A 14,467-nucleotide genomic window follows, 5' to 3' on the forward strand; every position below is an offset into this window, starting at 1 on the left:
GTGGCCCGACCCGGCAGGGGACGCCGGACCGGGCCACCGATCGGATCGGAACCCTCAACCCGCCTCGCGCAACTCCGCCAACCGGGCCTCGATCTCCGCCAACTCCGCCCGCAACTTCTCCGCCTGCCGCTCCGCCTCCGACCGCTCGGCGGCCAGAATCTGCTCCACCGCCTCGTGCACCCCCGGCACATCCACCAACGCCACCATCCGCAGCGCCTCCGCCGGCTTGAGCACGTACGGCTTGGCCAACACCTTCCCACCCTGCTGCGCCGCGACCGTCCACTCGCCCTCGGCATAGGCCAACGTGACCGTCAACCCCGCCGGCCCCTTCGGCTTGGTCACCTTCACCGCCCGCCGAGCCGGCTTCGCCTCCACCTTCGACCCCACCGACTCGTCCACCCTCGGCTCCTCCCGACCCGACTGCTCATCCCGACCCGGCTCCTCCCGACGCTGCTGCGGCACCCGGTCCAACACGAACTCCGGCCCCACCACCGCCGGCTCGGCCGGCGTCGACTCCACCTTCGGCTCCGCCGGCCGCCGACCCGCACCCCGCGGCGCCACCGCCACATCGGCGGGGGAGAAGGGCAACTCGTCCCGCCCGAACCGCACCACCACGAACTCGTCGGACTGCGCCGGATCGGTCAACTCCACCACCTGACCCAACTGACCGGCGATCTGACCAGCCGCCGCCGTGAACACCACCTTCGGCTTACGTCCCGCGGCCAACGCCTCCCGGATGCCGCGCACCTCGTCCTCGGACAAACCCTGACCAGCGGCACCCATCGCCCAACCTCATTCCTCGTACACGTGTTCAGCCGCCTGCCTTGATACCAGCCGCCAGCGACAACCCGAAGATCAGCCCCCCAACGCCCGCAACGCCCGATCGGCGTGCTCGCTCATGCCCAACTCGCTGTGCACCACCTCGATGACCCGCCGATCAACCCCGATCACGAACGTCATCCGCCGCGTGCTCAACGACCCCAACGGCAACCGCCGCCGCACCCCGAACCGCTCGGCCACCACACCGTCCGGATCCGACAACAACGGATAGTCGAACCCGTGCAGCCGCGAGAACTCCGCCTGACGCCGCACCGAATCCCGACTGATACCCACCCGCTGCGCACCCACCGCCGCGAACTCCGCCGCCAGATCCCGAAAGTGACAACTCTCCGCCGTGCACCCCCGCGTCATCGCCGCCGGATAGAAAAACAACACCACCGGCCCCGCCGCCAGCAACTCCGTCAACCGCCGCGGCCGACCCGTCTCGTCCGGCAACTCGAAATCCTCGACCAGATCCCCGACACCCACACCCGCCACAAGCCCTCCCATCGACACCGGTGTCCGCGAGCGTAGGCCATCACCCACCACCGGCCGTGCGCTCGACCACACCGCGCTACCAGCCACCGCGACCCCGCCGGTAACGTCCCCGACACCGGCTCGGGCAGGGGAGAGGTCCATTGGCAAACGTCACCATCATCACCGGCGGCAGCCGCGGCATCGGCGCCGCCACCGCCCGCCGCCTCGCCCACACCGGCCAGCGCATCGCACTCGGCTACCGCCGCGACCACACCGCCGCCGACACCGTCGTGGCCGAGCTGCGCGCCACCGGCGTACGCGCCATCGCCGTACCCGCCGACACCCGCGACCCCGACCAGGTCACCGCCCTGTTCGACGCCGCCGCCGAACTCGGCACCCTCACCGGCCTGGTCAACAACGCCGGCATCACCAGCCCGATCGGCCCCTTCACCGACCTCGACCCCGACGACCTGCGCCGCGTCGTCGACGTCAACCTCATCGGCTACACCCTCTGCGCCCAACAGGCCGCCCGCCGGATGGGCGACGGCGCCGCCATCGTCAACCTCTCCTCCGTCGCCGCAACCCTCGGCAGCCCAGGGGAGTACATCCACTACGCCGCCGTCAAAGCCGCCACCGACGCTCTCACCATCGGCCTGGCCAAGGAACTCGCCCCCCGAGGCATCCGCGTCAACGCCGTCGCCCCCGGCATCATCCGCACCGACATCCACGCGCTGTCCGGCCAACCCGACCGACCCGAACGCGCCGCCGGCCGCATCCCACTCGGCCGTCCCGGCGAACCCGACGAGGTCGCCGCCGCCATCGCCTGGCTGCTCAGCGCTGACGCCTCCTACACCACCGGCGCCATCCTCCGCGTCGGCGGCGGCCTGTAGACCACTAGTCAGACCACACCGCTGACCCAACCGCACCGACCGGGCCAGCGACTCGTCGATGCCGCGCGCGACGCCGCACCCTCGTTACATTGCAGTTGCATCGTAAACCAGCTACGGTCGGATGCAATGCACTCGCATTGCTAAAGAGGGGTGTACCGACCCATGCTGACCATCCCGCTGTCCGACATCACCGCCGACATGATCGACCTCGTCGGCGGCAAGGCGGCCGGCCTGGGGGAGCTCATCCGCCACGGAGAACGCGTACCGCCAGGCTTCTGCATCACCACCCGGAACCACGGACGACCCGCCCCCACAGCGGACATCCTCGCCGCCCACCAGCGCCTCGGCCCAGGCCCCGTCGCCGTACGGTCCAGCGCCACCGCCGAAGACCTGCCCGACGCCAGCTTCGCCGGGCAACAGGACACCTACCTCGACGTAACCGGCCCCGCTGACCTCCTCGCCGCCGTTGACGCCTGCCGGGCCTCCCTCTACAGCCCCCGCGCGACCGCCTACCGCGACGCCCACCACATCGACCACGACACCGTACGGATGGCCGTCGTCGTCCAGCAGATGATCAACCCCACCGTCGCCGGAGTGCTCTTCACCGCCAACCCGCTCACCGGCTGCCGTACCCAGATGCTCGTCGAAGCCGCCCCCGGCCTCGGCACCACCGTCGTCGACGGCGCCACCGACGTCGACCACTACCTCCTCGACGGACCCGAGCACTCCGCCACCGGCTGCCTCACCCCCGCGCAACTCGCCGACCTGCACTCCCTCGGCACTCGCCTCCAGCACCACTTCAACGCCCCGCAGGACGTCGAATGGGCCATGGACCACGACGGCACCCTCTGGGTCCTGCAGACCCGGCCGATCACCACCCTGTTCCCGGCACCACCACCGACCGACCGACCACAACCCCGCGTGTACCTCGAATTCGGCCACGTCCAGGGCATGCTCCAACCCGCCACCCCCATGGGCATGTCCACCCTCAAGACCGTGATCGCCGCGATGCTCGCCACCCTCGGCGTCCGCGCCGACATCATCGACATCGGCGGACGCCTCTACGGCGACCTGACCGACCTCACCCGCAACCCGGCCACCCGCAAACGGCTGATCAAGCTGATGGCCGTCGACTTCGGACCCCGCGCCCAGACGGTCATGCAGCACGTCCTCGCCGACCCACGCTTCGCCCCGCAACCCGACACCACCACACACACCCGGACCACCGGCAGCTCCACCGCCCGCACCACCGGCCGCGCCGCCACCGGAATCCTGCGCGCCCTGGCCCGACCCGACGCCGCCCGCGCCCGGCTGCACGACGCGGTCGACCGGATCCGCCGCACCTCGGTCCCACCCACCGACCTGACCAGCCCCGCCGACCGGCTCCGCTTCGTCCGCGAGCAGAGCGGTGCGGAAAGCGACGACGACCAGCTCATCTGGCCCATCGCCGCCGGAATGCTCGCCGCCGTGCTGCCCGAACACCTGCTCAAGGGCATCGCCGAACCCCAGGAGATCCAAACCGTCCTCGGCGGCATGCCGCACAACGTCACCATCGAGATGAACCTCGCGCTGTGGCGACTCGCCCAACACGCCACCGAACACCGGCAGCTGCTGCTCGACACCCCCGCACCCGAACTCGCCACCCGCTACCGCCAGGGCACCCTGCCCGACATCGGCCTCGCCCCGTTCCTGCACACCTACGGCCACCGCGGCGTCGCCGAGGTGGACCTCGGCGTGCCCCGCTGGGACGAGAACCCCACCCCGGTCTTCGCCATGATCGCCAACTATCTGCGCATCACCGACCCCGAGCAGGCCCCCGACCGGCGGTTCACCCGCGCCGCCGCCACCGCCGAAGCGACCCTCACGGACCTCACCGTCCGCGCCCGACGCCGTCCCGTCCGCGGCCGCATCGCCGTGTTCCTGCTGCGCCGGGCCCGCTCCCTCGCCGGCCTACGCGAGGCCGGCAAGTTCGCCGGCCTCTACCGGCTGCGAGAGATGCGCAGGCAACTGCTGCTCATCGGCGCCCACCTGGCCGACGCCGCCCTGCTCGAACACCCCGACGACATCATGTTCCTCACCCTCGACGAGGTCCACGACGCCGTGCACCACCACGCCGACCACCGGAGCACCGTCACCGCCCGCCGGGCCACCCATCACCGGGAGACGCGCCGCCGAACCGTACCCGTGGCGCTGCTGTCCGACGGCACCGACCTGGAAACCGTCCTACCGCCCGCGCCCACCCCGGACGGCGCGCTGCGCGGCGTCGGCGCCGCACCCGGCCGCGTCACCGGCCCCGCACGGATCGTCCACGACCCCGCGACCGCCCGCATCGAACCCGGCGACGTCATCGTCGCGGCCACCACCGACCCCGGCTGGACCCCGCTGTTCCTCACCGCCGGCGCACTGGTCACCGAAACCGGCATGGCCCACGGCCCCACCGTGGCCCGCGAATACGGCATTCCGGCGGTCATCTGCGTCCGCAACGCCACCCGCGCGATCACCACCGGGCAGATCGTCACGGTCGACGGGGCAGCCGGCACCGTCAGCACCGCGGACACACCGGCAGCCGACAACGCGAGCACCCTGTGACAGCATCGACACCATGCCCAGGAAGGTGGACCGCCAGGAGCGACGCACGCTCATCGCCGACGCCCTGATGCGGGTCGCCGCCGAGCAGGGCCTGGAAGCCATCAGCCTGCGTCACGTGGCGGCAGCGGCAGGCGTCTCCGCCGGCATGGTGCAGCACTACTTCCGCACGAAGGACGAGATGATGTCCTTCGCCATGTCGGTGGTCCGCGACCGCGGCCAGGCCCGGGTAGCCGACGCCGTCGCGGCGCTGGGCGACCGGCCGCCCCCACGGACGCTGCTCCGCACGATGATCACCGCACTGCTGCCCCTGGACGGACCATCCCGCGAGGACGGCCGGGTCACCCTGGCCTTCCTCGCCTACACCGCCGTACGCCCGCAGGCCGCCACCCTTGTCCAGAGGGACCACGCGCAGATGACGGCATTCGTCGCCGGCCTGCTACCCGTCCCGCACGGCGACGACAGCGCGGCCGGTCTCCTGGCACTGATGGAAGGCCTCGGCATCCACCTGCTCAGCGGATCCCAGACCCCCCAACAGGCACTGCGCGCCCTGGACCACCACCTCGACCTGATCTTCGACCCGCCCGTCCGGGCAGGGGAGAGGGGCATCGACACCGTCCCGCATGCCACCGCCGCGGACCGCTGATGCCCCATCTCGTACCGCCCGTGCTGCCGCCCGGCAGCCTGAACCACCGCCGGCAACCCGAGATCGACACCGTCGAGCTGCGCCTGCGTCCCTGGCAACCGGACGACCTGCCCGCCGTCCTCGCCGGCTACGCCGACTTCACCATCCAACGGTGGCACTGCCGCACCATGACCGACGACGAGGCCCGCTCCTGGCTCGCCTCCTGGCCATCACGGTGGCAGGCCGAGAGCGGCGCCAGCTGGGCAATCACCGATCCCAACGGTGGTGTCCTCGGCCAGATCAGCCTGCGCCGGCTCGACCTCGCCAGCGGCATCGCCGAGGTCTCCTACTGGGTCCTGCCGTACGCCCGCGGCCGGCACGTCGCGAGCCGCGCCCTCACGGCTCTCACCACCTGGTCGTTCGACACCGGACTGCACCGACTCGAACTCAACCACTCGACGGCCAACCCCGCCTCCTGCGCCGTCGCCCGACGCGCCGGCTACCCGGCCGAGGGGACCGCCCGCCGCGAAGGTCACCACGCCGACGGCTGGCACGACACCCACCGCCACGCCCGCCTGCGCACCGACCCGCCCGCCACGCACCGCCCAGGGTGACCTGCCCCGGACCCACCGCGTCCACGGGCGCCGGCCCGCTCACGACGGCAACGAACTCACCAACGGTGCCGGAATGCACTCCGGCCCGGCGGGTAGACCCGCCAAGGCCGCCACGGCGCTGAGGTGCCCGGCGGCCAGCCCGACGCAGGAGGGGAGCCGACATGCAGACCACCTACGACTCGGTGGACGACCTGGCCGCGGCGTTGCGCCGGGCGGCGTCCGCGCACGACCGCCACGAGAAGGAACTCGGCCACCCCGACCCCGACTGGCCGGACTGGTACGCCCGCCACATGGTGCACGAGCGCACCCGCCACGAACAGCACCGCTGAGCTGTTCGCCGGGTAGTACCTCTCGACCTCCTGTCAGGAGAACGTCCGTCGGGCCCAGGTACGGAAGTCGGTGGTGGGCAGGCCGAGCGCCCGGGGGATCTCCGGACGTGCGGGTGCACCGTTCTCGTTCATCTGCTCGACAGCATTGATCATGGCTGGCAGCATGCCGTGTTCGACCGCCTCCTGCGGGGTGCGGACCGGAGCGGTGATGGTCCGACCGGTGACCTCGCTGAGGATCGCGGCGACCTCGGTCATCGTGAGTAGGTCACCGGCGAGTTCCACATCCATGCCGTCGAGCCTGCCCGGGTCGGTGAAGGCGGTCGCTGCGGTCTCGCCGATGTCGTCGACCGCGATCCAGGCGATTCGGGTGTCCTTGGCGAAGCCCGTGACGATGGTGCCGTCGGACCAGTCGCCGAACAGGTAGGACCAGCCGAGCAGGTTTTCCATGAAGGTCGCCGGCTTGAGCACGGTCCAGTGCGCGAAACCGCCGGTGCGGACGAGTTCGTCGATGTCTGCCTTGCTCTCCCAGTAGTGCCGGTCCCAGCGTCCCTCGGCCCAACCGGGCTGGTTACGGTGGAAGTCGCCGGCGCCGGAGACGCTGCTGTGCACGAAGTGCGAGACTCCTGCCTTGCGTGCGGCCTCGACGACGTTGCGACTGCGGCGTAGCTCGGCGTCGCCCCGCAAGTCCGTGACGTCGGGGAACGGGATCGAGAAGACGCCGTCTGCTCCGTCGGCTGCGGCGAGCAGGGAGGCCGGGTCGTCCAGGTCGCCTCGGACCAGCTCGACGCCCCGGTCCCGCAGGGCCAACGCGGCGTCGGTGCCGGTGTCGCGGACCAGGGCGCGTACCGCGACGCCTCGGTCGAGCAGCGCCCGGGCGGTGGCCCCGCCCTGCTTGCCGGTAGCGCCGATGACAAGGATGGTCATGATTCCTCCTCGAATAAGTGGGGTGTCACCCCACTTCCTGTCGGCTACGATGCGGGGGACCACCCCACTTCTTCAAACGGCAGACGATGAGAGCTGACGCACAACGCAACCGTGCCCTGATAGTCAAGGCGGCCAGCGAGGCGGTCGCCCGAGACGGCGCGTACGCGTCGCTGGAGGAGATCGCCCGAGTCGCCGGCGTGGGCTCGGCGACCCTGCATCGACACTTCCCGTCCCGATGGGCGCTGCTGGAGGCGGTCTTCCACGATCGGATCGAAGCGCTGTGCGCCCGAGCTGGGCAGTTGTTGGCCGAGCCGGACGCCCGCCAGGCACTGATGACCTGGTTGTGCGAGCTGACGGCGTACAGCACCGCCACCCGGGGCCTGGTCACCTCCCTGCTCAAGGCACCACCGGAGAGTGCGTCCTGCTCCGCGATGCTCGTGGCGGCGGGCGAGCCGCTGCGGCGCCGGGCCGCCGACGAGGGATCCGTGCGTTCGGACGTCGCGATGGCGGACCTGGTGGCCCTCGCCAACGCGATCGCGCTCGCCGCGGAGTCGGCCAGCGCGGCCGAGGCGGAGCGGCTGCTTCGACTTGCTCTGGAGGGCATCAGTCCGGCCCGGTGGTGACGTCGTCGACACCCCGGTCGAGCACGTCCCACCCGACAGCGCTCCTGCCCGGGATCGTCGTCGCCGGTGACCCCGCCTGTCCCGGCGACAACGCCCTGGCGCCCGATTCGATAATGCACATTATGTAAAGCTGAGCGGATGCGCCCCTGCCCTGACCGGGTCGGGGCACGCTCGGCGGTCAGTCGGTGGGACCGAAGTCGACTTCGGCGGTCTGCGTGGTCCCGGCCTCGCGGCCGGGCGCGCTCTGGAAGCTCCAGTACAGGTTCGTGTGGGCGATGACCTGCACCGGCGGCGGCGCACCGTAGGCGGTCAGGTCTTCGGTGGTGTGCGCGTCGCCGACCAGCGTCGTGTCGTACCCCCGGACGAGCGCGCCGTGCAAGGTCGAGCGGATGCACCCGTCGGTCTGCGCGCCCGTGACGACCAGCCGGCCCACGCCACGCTCGGCGAGCACCGCCTCCAGGTCGGTGTCCTCGAACGAGTCGCCGTAGCGCTTGTGCACCAGCGACTCGGTGTCCTGGCGGACCAGCTCGGGTGCGTACTGCCAGGCCTCGCTGCCCTGCGGGAGGCCCTCGTCGGAGTGCTGCACCCAGACGACCGGCACGCCCTCGGCGCGGGCCTTGCCCAACAGAGTGTTGATGTTGGCGATGACGCCGTCGCGGTTGTGGGTGCCCGCCACCACGCCGTTCTGCACGTCGATGACGAGCAGAGCCGTGTTGGGCCGCTCAGGCAGGGTCGTCACGGTGGGCCTCCGATGCCGGTGGGGTCGATCACCGCACCGTAGATCCGACCACCGACAGAAACCGGTCCCCTCCCCGAGACCCGCGAGAAACGCGAAAGTCATGCATAATATTCCTTATGCATGATAAACGGGATGAATCGGTAACAGCGCTGATCGAGGAGTTCCTGACCGCCCGAGCCACCCGCAAGCCCTCCCCCCACACCCAGGCCGCCTACCGGCGGGATCTGACCGCTGTGGCCGCGCTCGCCGCGGAGTTGTCCACCCCTCCCCTCCCCCTGGCCGGCCTGCCGGTCGACGCGCTCTCCCCCAGACTGATCCGAGCCGCGTTCGCCCGGTTCGCCGCCGGCCGGGCCGCCAGTTCCATCGGTCGAGCCTGGTCGACCTGGAACGGCTTCTTCTGCTTCCTGGTTGCCGAGCAGGTGGTGCCCGGCAATCCGATGCCGGCCGTGGGGCGTCCCCGGGCTCCCCTACCGACGCCGAAGCCGCTGCGCGGTGAGGACACCCCCGAGCATCTGCTCACCTCGGCCGCGCGAGCCGAGGGGCGGCAGCGGGATCCGTGGCCGGAGCGGGACGTGGCGGTGCTGGCGCTGGCCCTGTGCGCGGGGCTGCGACTGGCGGAGTTGCTGGCGTTGCGGGTCGGTTCGCTCGGCGGTCGCCCCGGCGAGCGACGGCTGGAGGTGGCCGGCAAGGGTGGGCGGCCTCGGGTGCTGCCGGTCGAGCCGGATCTGGACGCGGTGCTGGCAAGCTATCTGGACAGCCGGGCCCGCCGCTTCGGCACCCGCACCGTGCGACAGGTGTCGCCGCTGCTGGTGGACCGTCAGGGTGAGCCGCTACGCCGGGGTGGTCTGCAGTATCTGGTGGAGTCCTGTTACCGGCGGGCCGGGATCGTCGACCGGGTGCCGCGTGGGGCGCGGCTGCACGCGTTGCGGCACACGTTCGCCACCCGGTTGGCCGAGGACGGCGCCGGGGCGGCGGAGATCATGCGGCTGTTGGGGCACGCGTCGTTGGCGTCGTCGCAGACGTACATCGAGGTGACCTCGGGGCAGCAGCGGGAGGCGGTGCGCGCCAACCGTACGTACCGGGCGTTGGCCGGGCTGTTGTCGCCACCGCTCTAGACTGGCGGCGACGCGACTGGCGGCATCAGGGATGGGATCGACCATCGGGAAGCTCGTCGTGGGGGTCGTCCGCCTGGGCCCGCCACGGGCGAGGTGAGCCATGTCGACGACGATGAACGCGCGGTTGCTGCCGGGTACGCCGGTGGCGGAGGCGATTCTGGCCCGGGTGGCCGACGGTGTGGCGCAGTTGCGGACGGCGGGGGTGACGCCGACGTTGGCGACGGTGCTGGTGGGTGATGACGAGGCCAGTGCCGGCTACATCCGGATCAAGCAGCGGCGGGCGGCGGAGCTGGGTTTCGCCTCGCCGCACGTGCGGTTGGCGGCGTCGGCGTCGCAGGCCGACGTGCACGCGGTGCTGGCCGAGTTCAACTCCGATCCGGGGGTGCACGGGGTGTTGTTGCAGTATCCGATCCCGGGCGGTCTGGACTATGACCGGGCGTTGCAGACCCTCGACCCGGACTCGGACGTGGACGGGATGCATCCGGTGAACCTGGGGCGGCTGGTGGCGGGGTTGCCGGGGCCGCTGCCGTGCACGCCGGCGGCGATCGAGGCGTTGCTGGCCCACCACGGGGTGCCGGTGGCCGGGCGTGAGGTGGTGATCCTGGGTCGTGGTGCGACGTTGGGGCGGCCGTTGGCGACGCTGCTGGCGCAGAAACGGCCGACGGCGAACGCGGCGGTGACGGTGGTGCACACCGGGGTGGCGGACTGGTCTCGGTATACGCGTCGGGCGGAGATTCTGGTGGCGGCGGCCGGGGTGCCGGGCATCGTGCGGCCGGAGCATGTGCGCCCGGGTGCGGTGGTGGTCGGTGGTGGGGTGCGGTACGCGGGACGTCGGTTGCTGCCGGATGTGGACGAGTCGTGTGCCCGGGTGGCGGGGGCGATCACGCCGAGGGTCGGTGGGGTGGGGCCGGTGACGGTGGCGATGTTGTTCCGCAACGCGTTGCGGGCGGCCCGTTCGGCGGCTGACCTGGTGGCGCATCCGCTGGGCGACGGCGGTGGTGCGTCGTCTCGCCACCCGCAGTCCGAGTTCAGGAGGCAGCAACGGACCTGATGGTGCACGCTCCCCCGCGTCCGACACGCACGGGAGCGTGCGCGGTGGGGGTCAGGGGCGCTTGCCGAGGTCGACGACCAGGGGCCGGTGGTCGGAGATGGTCGACAGCGGGGTTCGCGCGGCTGTGGCCGGGGGTAGCTGGTCGAAGCCGTGGCGGTCGGCGAGGATGTGGTCGAGTTGGACGCGGGGTTGCGCGGCGGGGTAGGTGGGTCGGCGGGCCAGCAGGTGCCAGCCGGAGACGGCGCGGGTGGCCCAGGCGGGCAGGTTCAGGTCGCCGAGCAGGATGCGCGGGGCGGGTAGGGCGCGTAGGGCGCGGATGACCTGTCGGAGTTGCCGGACGTTCCAGCCGGCGACGAAGGACAGGTGGGTGGCGGCGACGGTGAGCGGGCCGTGCGGGGTGTCCAGCACGGCGGCGAGGACGACGCGGGGTTCGTCGCGCAGCAGGATGAGGCCGCCGCCCGGGCCGGGCACGTAGACCGGGGAGCGTACCGGGGCGGGGTGTAGTCGGGTGACCCGCCAGTGGGTGACCGGGTGCCGGGAGATCAGGCCGACGCCGTAGCAGGGTTCGCCGTGGCCGTCGTCGTCGTGGGTGAGGGGGCGGAACTTTTCGCCGGGGGTGCCGACGACGGCGGCGGCGAAGCGGTGCTCGGGTGCGCCGAGGGCCTGGGCGGCGATGGCGGTGAGGTCGAGGTTGCCGCTGCGGGACTGGTCGCGGTCGACTTCCTGGAGGGCGAGGACGTCGGCGTCGAGGGCGGCGACGGCGGCGGTCAGTCGGGTCGGGTCGACCAGGCCGTCGGTGAGGGACCGGCCGTGCAGCAGGTTGAACGTGGCCAGGCGCACGCTGACACCTTAGCGACGGCGTGGGAAAGTTGCCCGATGCTGCGGGCGTTGTGCTGTTCGATGCTGGTGTTTGTGGCGGTTGCCGGGGTGGGGATCTGGGTGCGGCGGCGTCGGGGCCGGTGAGGCTGGCCACAGCCGGCGGCGTGGGTGGGGTGCCGGTGGGAAGAATCCCTGGTCGTGGAGTTGGACCCGGTGACCGTGGTGACCTTGCTGGCTGCCGCTGCCCTGGCGGGGTGGGTGGACGCGGTGGTGGGTGGCGGTGGGTTGCTGCTGTTGCCGGCGTTGTTGGTGGCGGCGCCGGGGTTGCCTCCGGCGACGGCGTTGGGGACGAACAAGTTGGCGGCGATCGCCGGTACGTCGACGGCGGCGGTGACGTTCGCCCGCCGTACGCGCATCGACTGGGCGGTGGCGGGGCCGGCGGCCGCGTTGGCGGTGGTGTGTGCGGGCCTGGGCGCGGCGTTGGCCGGGGCGGTGCCGCCGTCGGCGTACCGGCCGGTGGTGCTGGTGGTGCTGGTGTCGGTGGCGTTGTTCGTGGTGCTGCGTCCGGCGATGGGGGTGCTGGCGGTGCCGCAGCGGCGTACCCGGGTGCGGGTGGTGGTGGCGGTGCTGGTCGCCGGGGTGGGCATCGCCGGGTACGACGGGCTTATCGGTCCGGGTACGGGCACGTTTCTGGTGCTGACGTTCACCGCGTTGGTGGGTGCGGATTTCGTGCACGGTTCGGCGATGGCGAAGGTGGTCAACGCGGGTACGAACGCCGGGGCGTTGGCGGTGTTCGCGGTGACCGGGCATGTGTGGTGGCTGCTGGGTGCGGCGATGGCGGTGTGCAACATCGCGGGGGCGTCGGTGGGTGCCCGGATGGCGTTGCGGCGTGGTTCCGGGTTCGTGCGGGCGGTGTTGCTGGTGGTGGTGCTGGCGTTGGTGGCGAGGTTGGGCTATGACCAGTGGGTGGCCGGGTGAGGGTGGCTCGGGGGTGGCTGGTTCAGCTGCGGCGGGAGGAGTCGAAGCGGCCGGCGCGGATCTCGCGTAGGGCGCGGCGGCGGGTTTCGCCGCGCAGGGTGTCGACGTAGAGGCGGCCGGCGAGGTGGTCGGTCTCGTGTTGCAGGGCGCGGGCGAGGAATCCGCTGCCGGCGATGGTGAGGGGTTCGCCGTGCTGGTCGTAGCCGTGGACGGTGGCGTGCAGGGCGCGCGGGGTCGGGAAGTAGAGCCCGGGGATGGACAGGCAGCCCTCGTCGTCGTCCTGGAGTTCGTCGGACAGTTCCAGCGTCGGGTTGATCATGTGGCCGCGGTGGCCGTCGGCGTCGTAGACGAAGACCTGGGCGTTGACGCCGATCTGGGGGGCGGCGACGCCGGCGCGGCCGGGCGCGCCGAGCAGGGTGTCCATCAGGTCGGTGACCAGGGTACGCAGTTCGGCGTCGAAGCTGGTGACCGGTTCGCTGGGGGTGCGGAGCACCGGGTCGCCGATGATTCGGATGTCCCGCATCGTCATGTCGGCAAGGTTATCGGGCGGTGGCGGCGGGTGAGGGTCGGGTTCACCTCAGGGCGGCGCGCACCGGCGCGGTCTTGGCGGCGGCTTCGGCGACCTCGGCGGCGGGCTCGCTGTCCCAGGTGATGCCGCCGCCGGCCCAGGCGTGTACGGCGTTGCCGTCGACGGCGGCGGTTCGGATGGTCAGGCCGAGGTCGATGTGGTCGGGGCCGATCCAGCCGAGGGCGCCCATGCTGGCGCCGCGGCCGACGGGTTCGAGGGCGGCGATGTGGTCGAGGGCGGCGAGTTTCGGTGCGCCGGTGACCGAGCCGCCGGGGCAGACGGCGCGCAGCAGGTCGGCCAGGCCGAGTCCGTCGGCGATGTCGGCGCGGACGGTGGATTCGGCCTGCCACAGGTCGCACCAGCGGCGTACGGCGAACAGTTCGTCGACGCGGACGCTGCCGGTGCGGGCGATGCGGGCCAGGTCGTTGCGTTCCAGGTCGACGATCATGATGTGTTCGGCGCGTTCCTTCGCGGAGGCGAGCAGGTCGGCGTGGCCGGTGGTGGTGGCCGGTCGGGTGCCTTTGATGGGTCGGGTGGTGAGGGTGCCGTCGCGTACTTCGATGAGGGTTTCCGGGCTGGCGCAGCCGATGGCCCAGCCGGGGCCGGTGAGCACGCCGCCGTAGCGGGCGCCGGGTAGGCGGCCGAGGCGGGTCAGGGCCGGCAGTGGGTCGCCGGTGTAGGGGGCGCTGGCGTGTCCGACGAGGTTGACCTGGTAGACGTCGCCGCGGCTGATGGCCTGGCGGATCGCGGTGACCGCGTCGGCGTGCTCGCGGGGGTTCCAGCTCTCGGTCCAGGTGCCGTGCCACCACGGTGGTGGTGGCACGGGGTGGGTGGGGTTCGCGTCGGTGTGGGCGTAGACGACGACGGCCGCCTCGGGCAGGTCGGCGGGGTTGGGTGCGCCGGGTGGGCCGTCGGCGAGCAGGGCCGCGGCGGCGGCGGACAGATACAGCGCGGCACCGCAGATTCCGTGCTCGTGGTGGTGGCGGGCCGGGCGGGCCAGGTCGTGTAGTCGCAGGCCGTGGTCGGCGAGGAACTGTTCGGCGTACGCGGCGGGGTCGCCGCCGTCGGCGGGATGCCACTGCCAGCGGGCGTGTTCGACGAGCCGGCCGCGGCAGGACGCGGGAACCGCGGGTGGATCGATAACCGTCCGTGGGAGCGCTTCCACGACGTCTGGGCGGTTCATGCTCATCCGTTCAGCGGATTTCCCGCGCACCACGCGCACATCTGCTCGATGCGGCGCGCTTCCGCTTGGTACTGTGCGTCACTGGTCATGTGAACCATGACACAGTGCCCCCACAGTCCGGAGAACC

Annotated in this window: 16 protein-coding genes and 1 riboswitch; of the genes, 9 read left to right on the top strand and 7 right to left on the bottom strand. The window is 71.8% G+C overall.

Going from position 1 to position 14,467, the window contains the following annotated elements:
- Positions 1–54: 54 nt before the first annotated feature.
- Together O7601_RS21440 and O7601_RS21445 are read right to left on the bottom strand one after the other, a co-directional pair.
- On the bottom strand, positions 55–783 hold the full coding sequence (locus O7601_RS21440) for a hypothetical protein (RefSeq protein ID WP_281562879.1): 729 nt from the start codon (positions 781–783) through the stop codon (positions 55–57).
- Positions 784–855: 72 nt separating this feature from the next.
- Positions 856–1,329 (bottom strand): peroxiredoxin, encoded by a 474-nt coding sequence (locus O7601_RS21445; protein ID WP_281562880.1) that lies wholly within the window; start codon positions 1,327–1,329, stop codon positions 856–858.
- 128 nt (positions 1,330–1,457) lie between these two features.
- Between O7601_RS21445 and O7601_RS21450 the strand changes: the two genes are divergently transcribed.
- From O7601_RS21450 to O7601_RS21470, 5 genes are all read left to right on the top strand, one after another.
- Positions 1,458–2,186, top strand: coding sequence for an SDR family oxidoreductase (locus O7601_RS21450; protein ID WP_281562881.1), 729 nt, complete (start codon positions 1,458–1,460; stop codon positions 2,184–2,186).
- Between the two features lie 162 nt (positions 2,187–2,348).
- Complete coding sequence (locus O7601_RS21455) at positions 2,349–4,775, top strand: PEP/pyruvate-binding domain-containing protein (protein ID WP_281562882.1); 2,427 nt, start codon at positions 2,349–2,351, stop codon at positions 4,773–4,775.
- A 13-nt stretch (positions 4,776–4,788) separates the two neighbouring features.
- Complete coding sequence (locus O7601_RS21460; RefSeq protein ID WP_281562883.1) at positions 4,789–5,418, top strand: TetR family transcriptional regulator C-terminal domain-containing protein; 630 nt, start codon at positions 4,789–4,791, stop codon at positions 5,416–5,418.
- On the top strand, positions 5,418–6,011 hold the full coding sequence (locus O7601_RS21465; RefSeq protein WP_281562884.1) for a GNAT family N-acetyltransferase: 594 nt from the start codon (positions 5,418–5,420) through the stop codon (positions 6,009–6,011). The genes O7601_RS21460 and O7601_RS21465 overlap by 1 nt, the downstream gene beginning before the upstream one ends.
- Before the next feature lie 161 nt (positions 6,012–6,172).
- The gene (locus tag O7601_RS21470; protein WP_281562885.1) at positions 6,173–6,340 is read left to right on the top strand and encodes a hypothetical protein; all 168 of its coding nucleotides are present in this window, start codon (positions 6,173–6,175) and stop codon (positions 6,338–6,340) included.
- A gap of 33 nt (positions 6,341–6,373) precedes the next feature.
- Here O7601_RS21470 and O7601_RS21475 read toward each other — a convergent pair whose 3' ends face one another.
- A complete protein-coding gene (locus O7601_RS21475) occupies positions 6,374–7,264 on the bottom strand; it encodes an NmrA/HSCARG family protein (protein ID WP_281562886.1) in 891 nt (296 codons plus the stop codon).
- 86 nt (positions 7,265–7,350) lie between these two features.
- Between O7601_RS21475 and O7601_RS21480 the strand changes: the two genes are divergently transcribed.
- The gene (locus O7601_RS21480) at positions 7,351–7,887 is read left to right on the top strand and encodes a helix-turn-helix domain-containing protein (protein WP_281562887.1); all 537 of its coding nucleotides are present in this window, start codon (positions 7,351–7,353) and stop codon (positions 7,885–7,887) included.
- A 178-nt stretch (positions 7,888–8,065) separates the two neighbouring features.
- Here O7601_RS21480 and O7601_RS21485 read toward each other — a convergent pair whose 3' ends face one another.
- Positions 8,066–8,626 carry a cysteine hydrolase family protein gene (locus tag O7601_RS21485; protein WP_281562888.1) on the bottom strand — a complete coding sequence of 187 codons (561 nt, stop codon included), beginning with the start codon at positions 8,624–8,626 and terminating at the stop codon, positions 8,066–8,068.
- 116 nt (positions 8,627–8,742) lie between these two features.
- Between O7601_RS21485 and O7601_RS21490 the strand changes: the two genes are divergently transcribed.
- Both O7601_RS21490 and O7601_RS21495 read left to right on the top strand, forming a co-directional pair.
- A complete protein-coding gene (locus O7601_RS21490) occupies positions 8,743–9,741 on the top strand; it encodes a tyrosine-type recombinase/integrase (RefSeq protein WP_281562889.1) in 999 nt (332 codons plus the stop codon).
- A 2-nt stretch (positions 9,742–9,743) separates the two neighbouring features.
- Positions 9,744–9,827: riboswitch (ZMP/ZTP riboswitch) on the top strand.
- A 14-nt stretch (positions 9,828–9,841) separates the two neighbouring features.
- Positions 9,842–10,792: a tetrahydrofolate dehydrogenase/cyclohydrolase catalytic domain-containing protein gene (locus tag O7601_RS21495; RefSeq protein WP_281562890.1), complete on the top strand. Its 951-nt coding sequence runs from the start codon at positions 9,842–9,844 to the stop codon at positions 10,790–10,792.
- A 51-nt stretch (positions 10,793–10,843) separates the two neighbouring features.
- Here the strand turns inward: O7601_RS21495 and O7601_RS21500 are convergent, their stop codons facing one another.
- Entirely contained in the window at positions 10,844–11,632 is a 789-nt protein-coding gene (locus tag O7601_RS21500; RefSeq protein WP_281562891.1) for an endonuclease/exonuclease/phosphatase family protein, read from the bottom strand.
- Between the two features lie 177 nt (positions 11,633–11,809).
- Here O7601_RS21500 and O7601_RS21505 point away from each other — a divergent pair, with 177 nt between their 5' ends.
- A complete protein-coding gene (locus tag O7601_RS21505; RefSeq protein WP_281562892.1) occupies positions 11,810–12,589 on the top strand; it encodes a TSUP family transporter in 780 nt (259 codons plus the stop codon).
- Positions 12,590–12,611: 22 nt separating this feature from the next.
- Here the strand turns inward: O7601_RS21505 and def are convergent, their stop codons facing one another.
- Together def and O7601_RS21515 are read right to left on the bottom strand one after the other, a co-directional pair.
- Entirely contained in the window at positions 12,612–13,118 is a 507-nt protein-coding gene (gene def, locus O7601_RS21510) for a peptide deformylase (protein WP_281562893.1), read from the bottom strand.
- Positions 13,119–13,161: 43 nt separating this feature from the next.
- Positions 13,162–14,373, bottom strand: coding sequence for a chorismate-binding protein (locus O7601_RS21515; RefSeq protein ID WP_281562894.1), 1,212 nt, complete (start codon positions 14,371–14,373; stop codon positions 13,162–13,164).
- Between the last annotated feature and the right edge of the window lie 94 nt (positions 14,374–14,467).

Source organism: Verrucosispora sp. WMMD573, from assembly GCF_027497175.1.
Taxonomy (GTDB): domain Bacteria; phylum Actinomycetota; class Actinomycetes; order Mycobacteriales; family Micromonosporaceae; genus Micromonospora.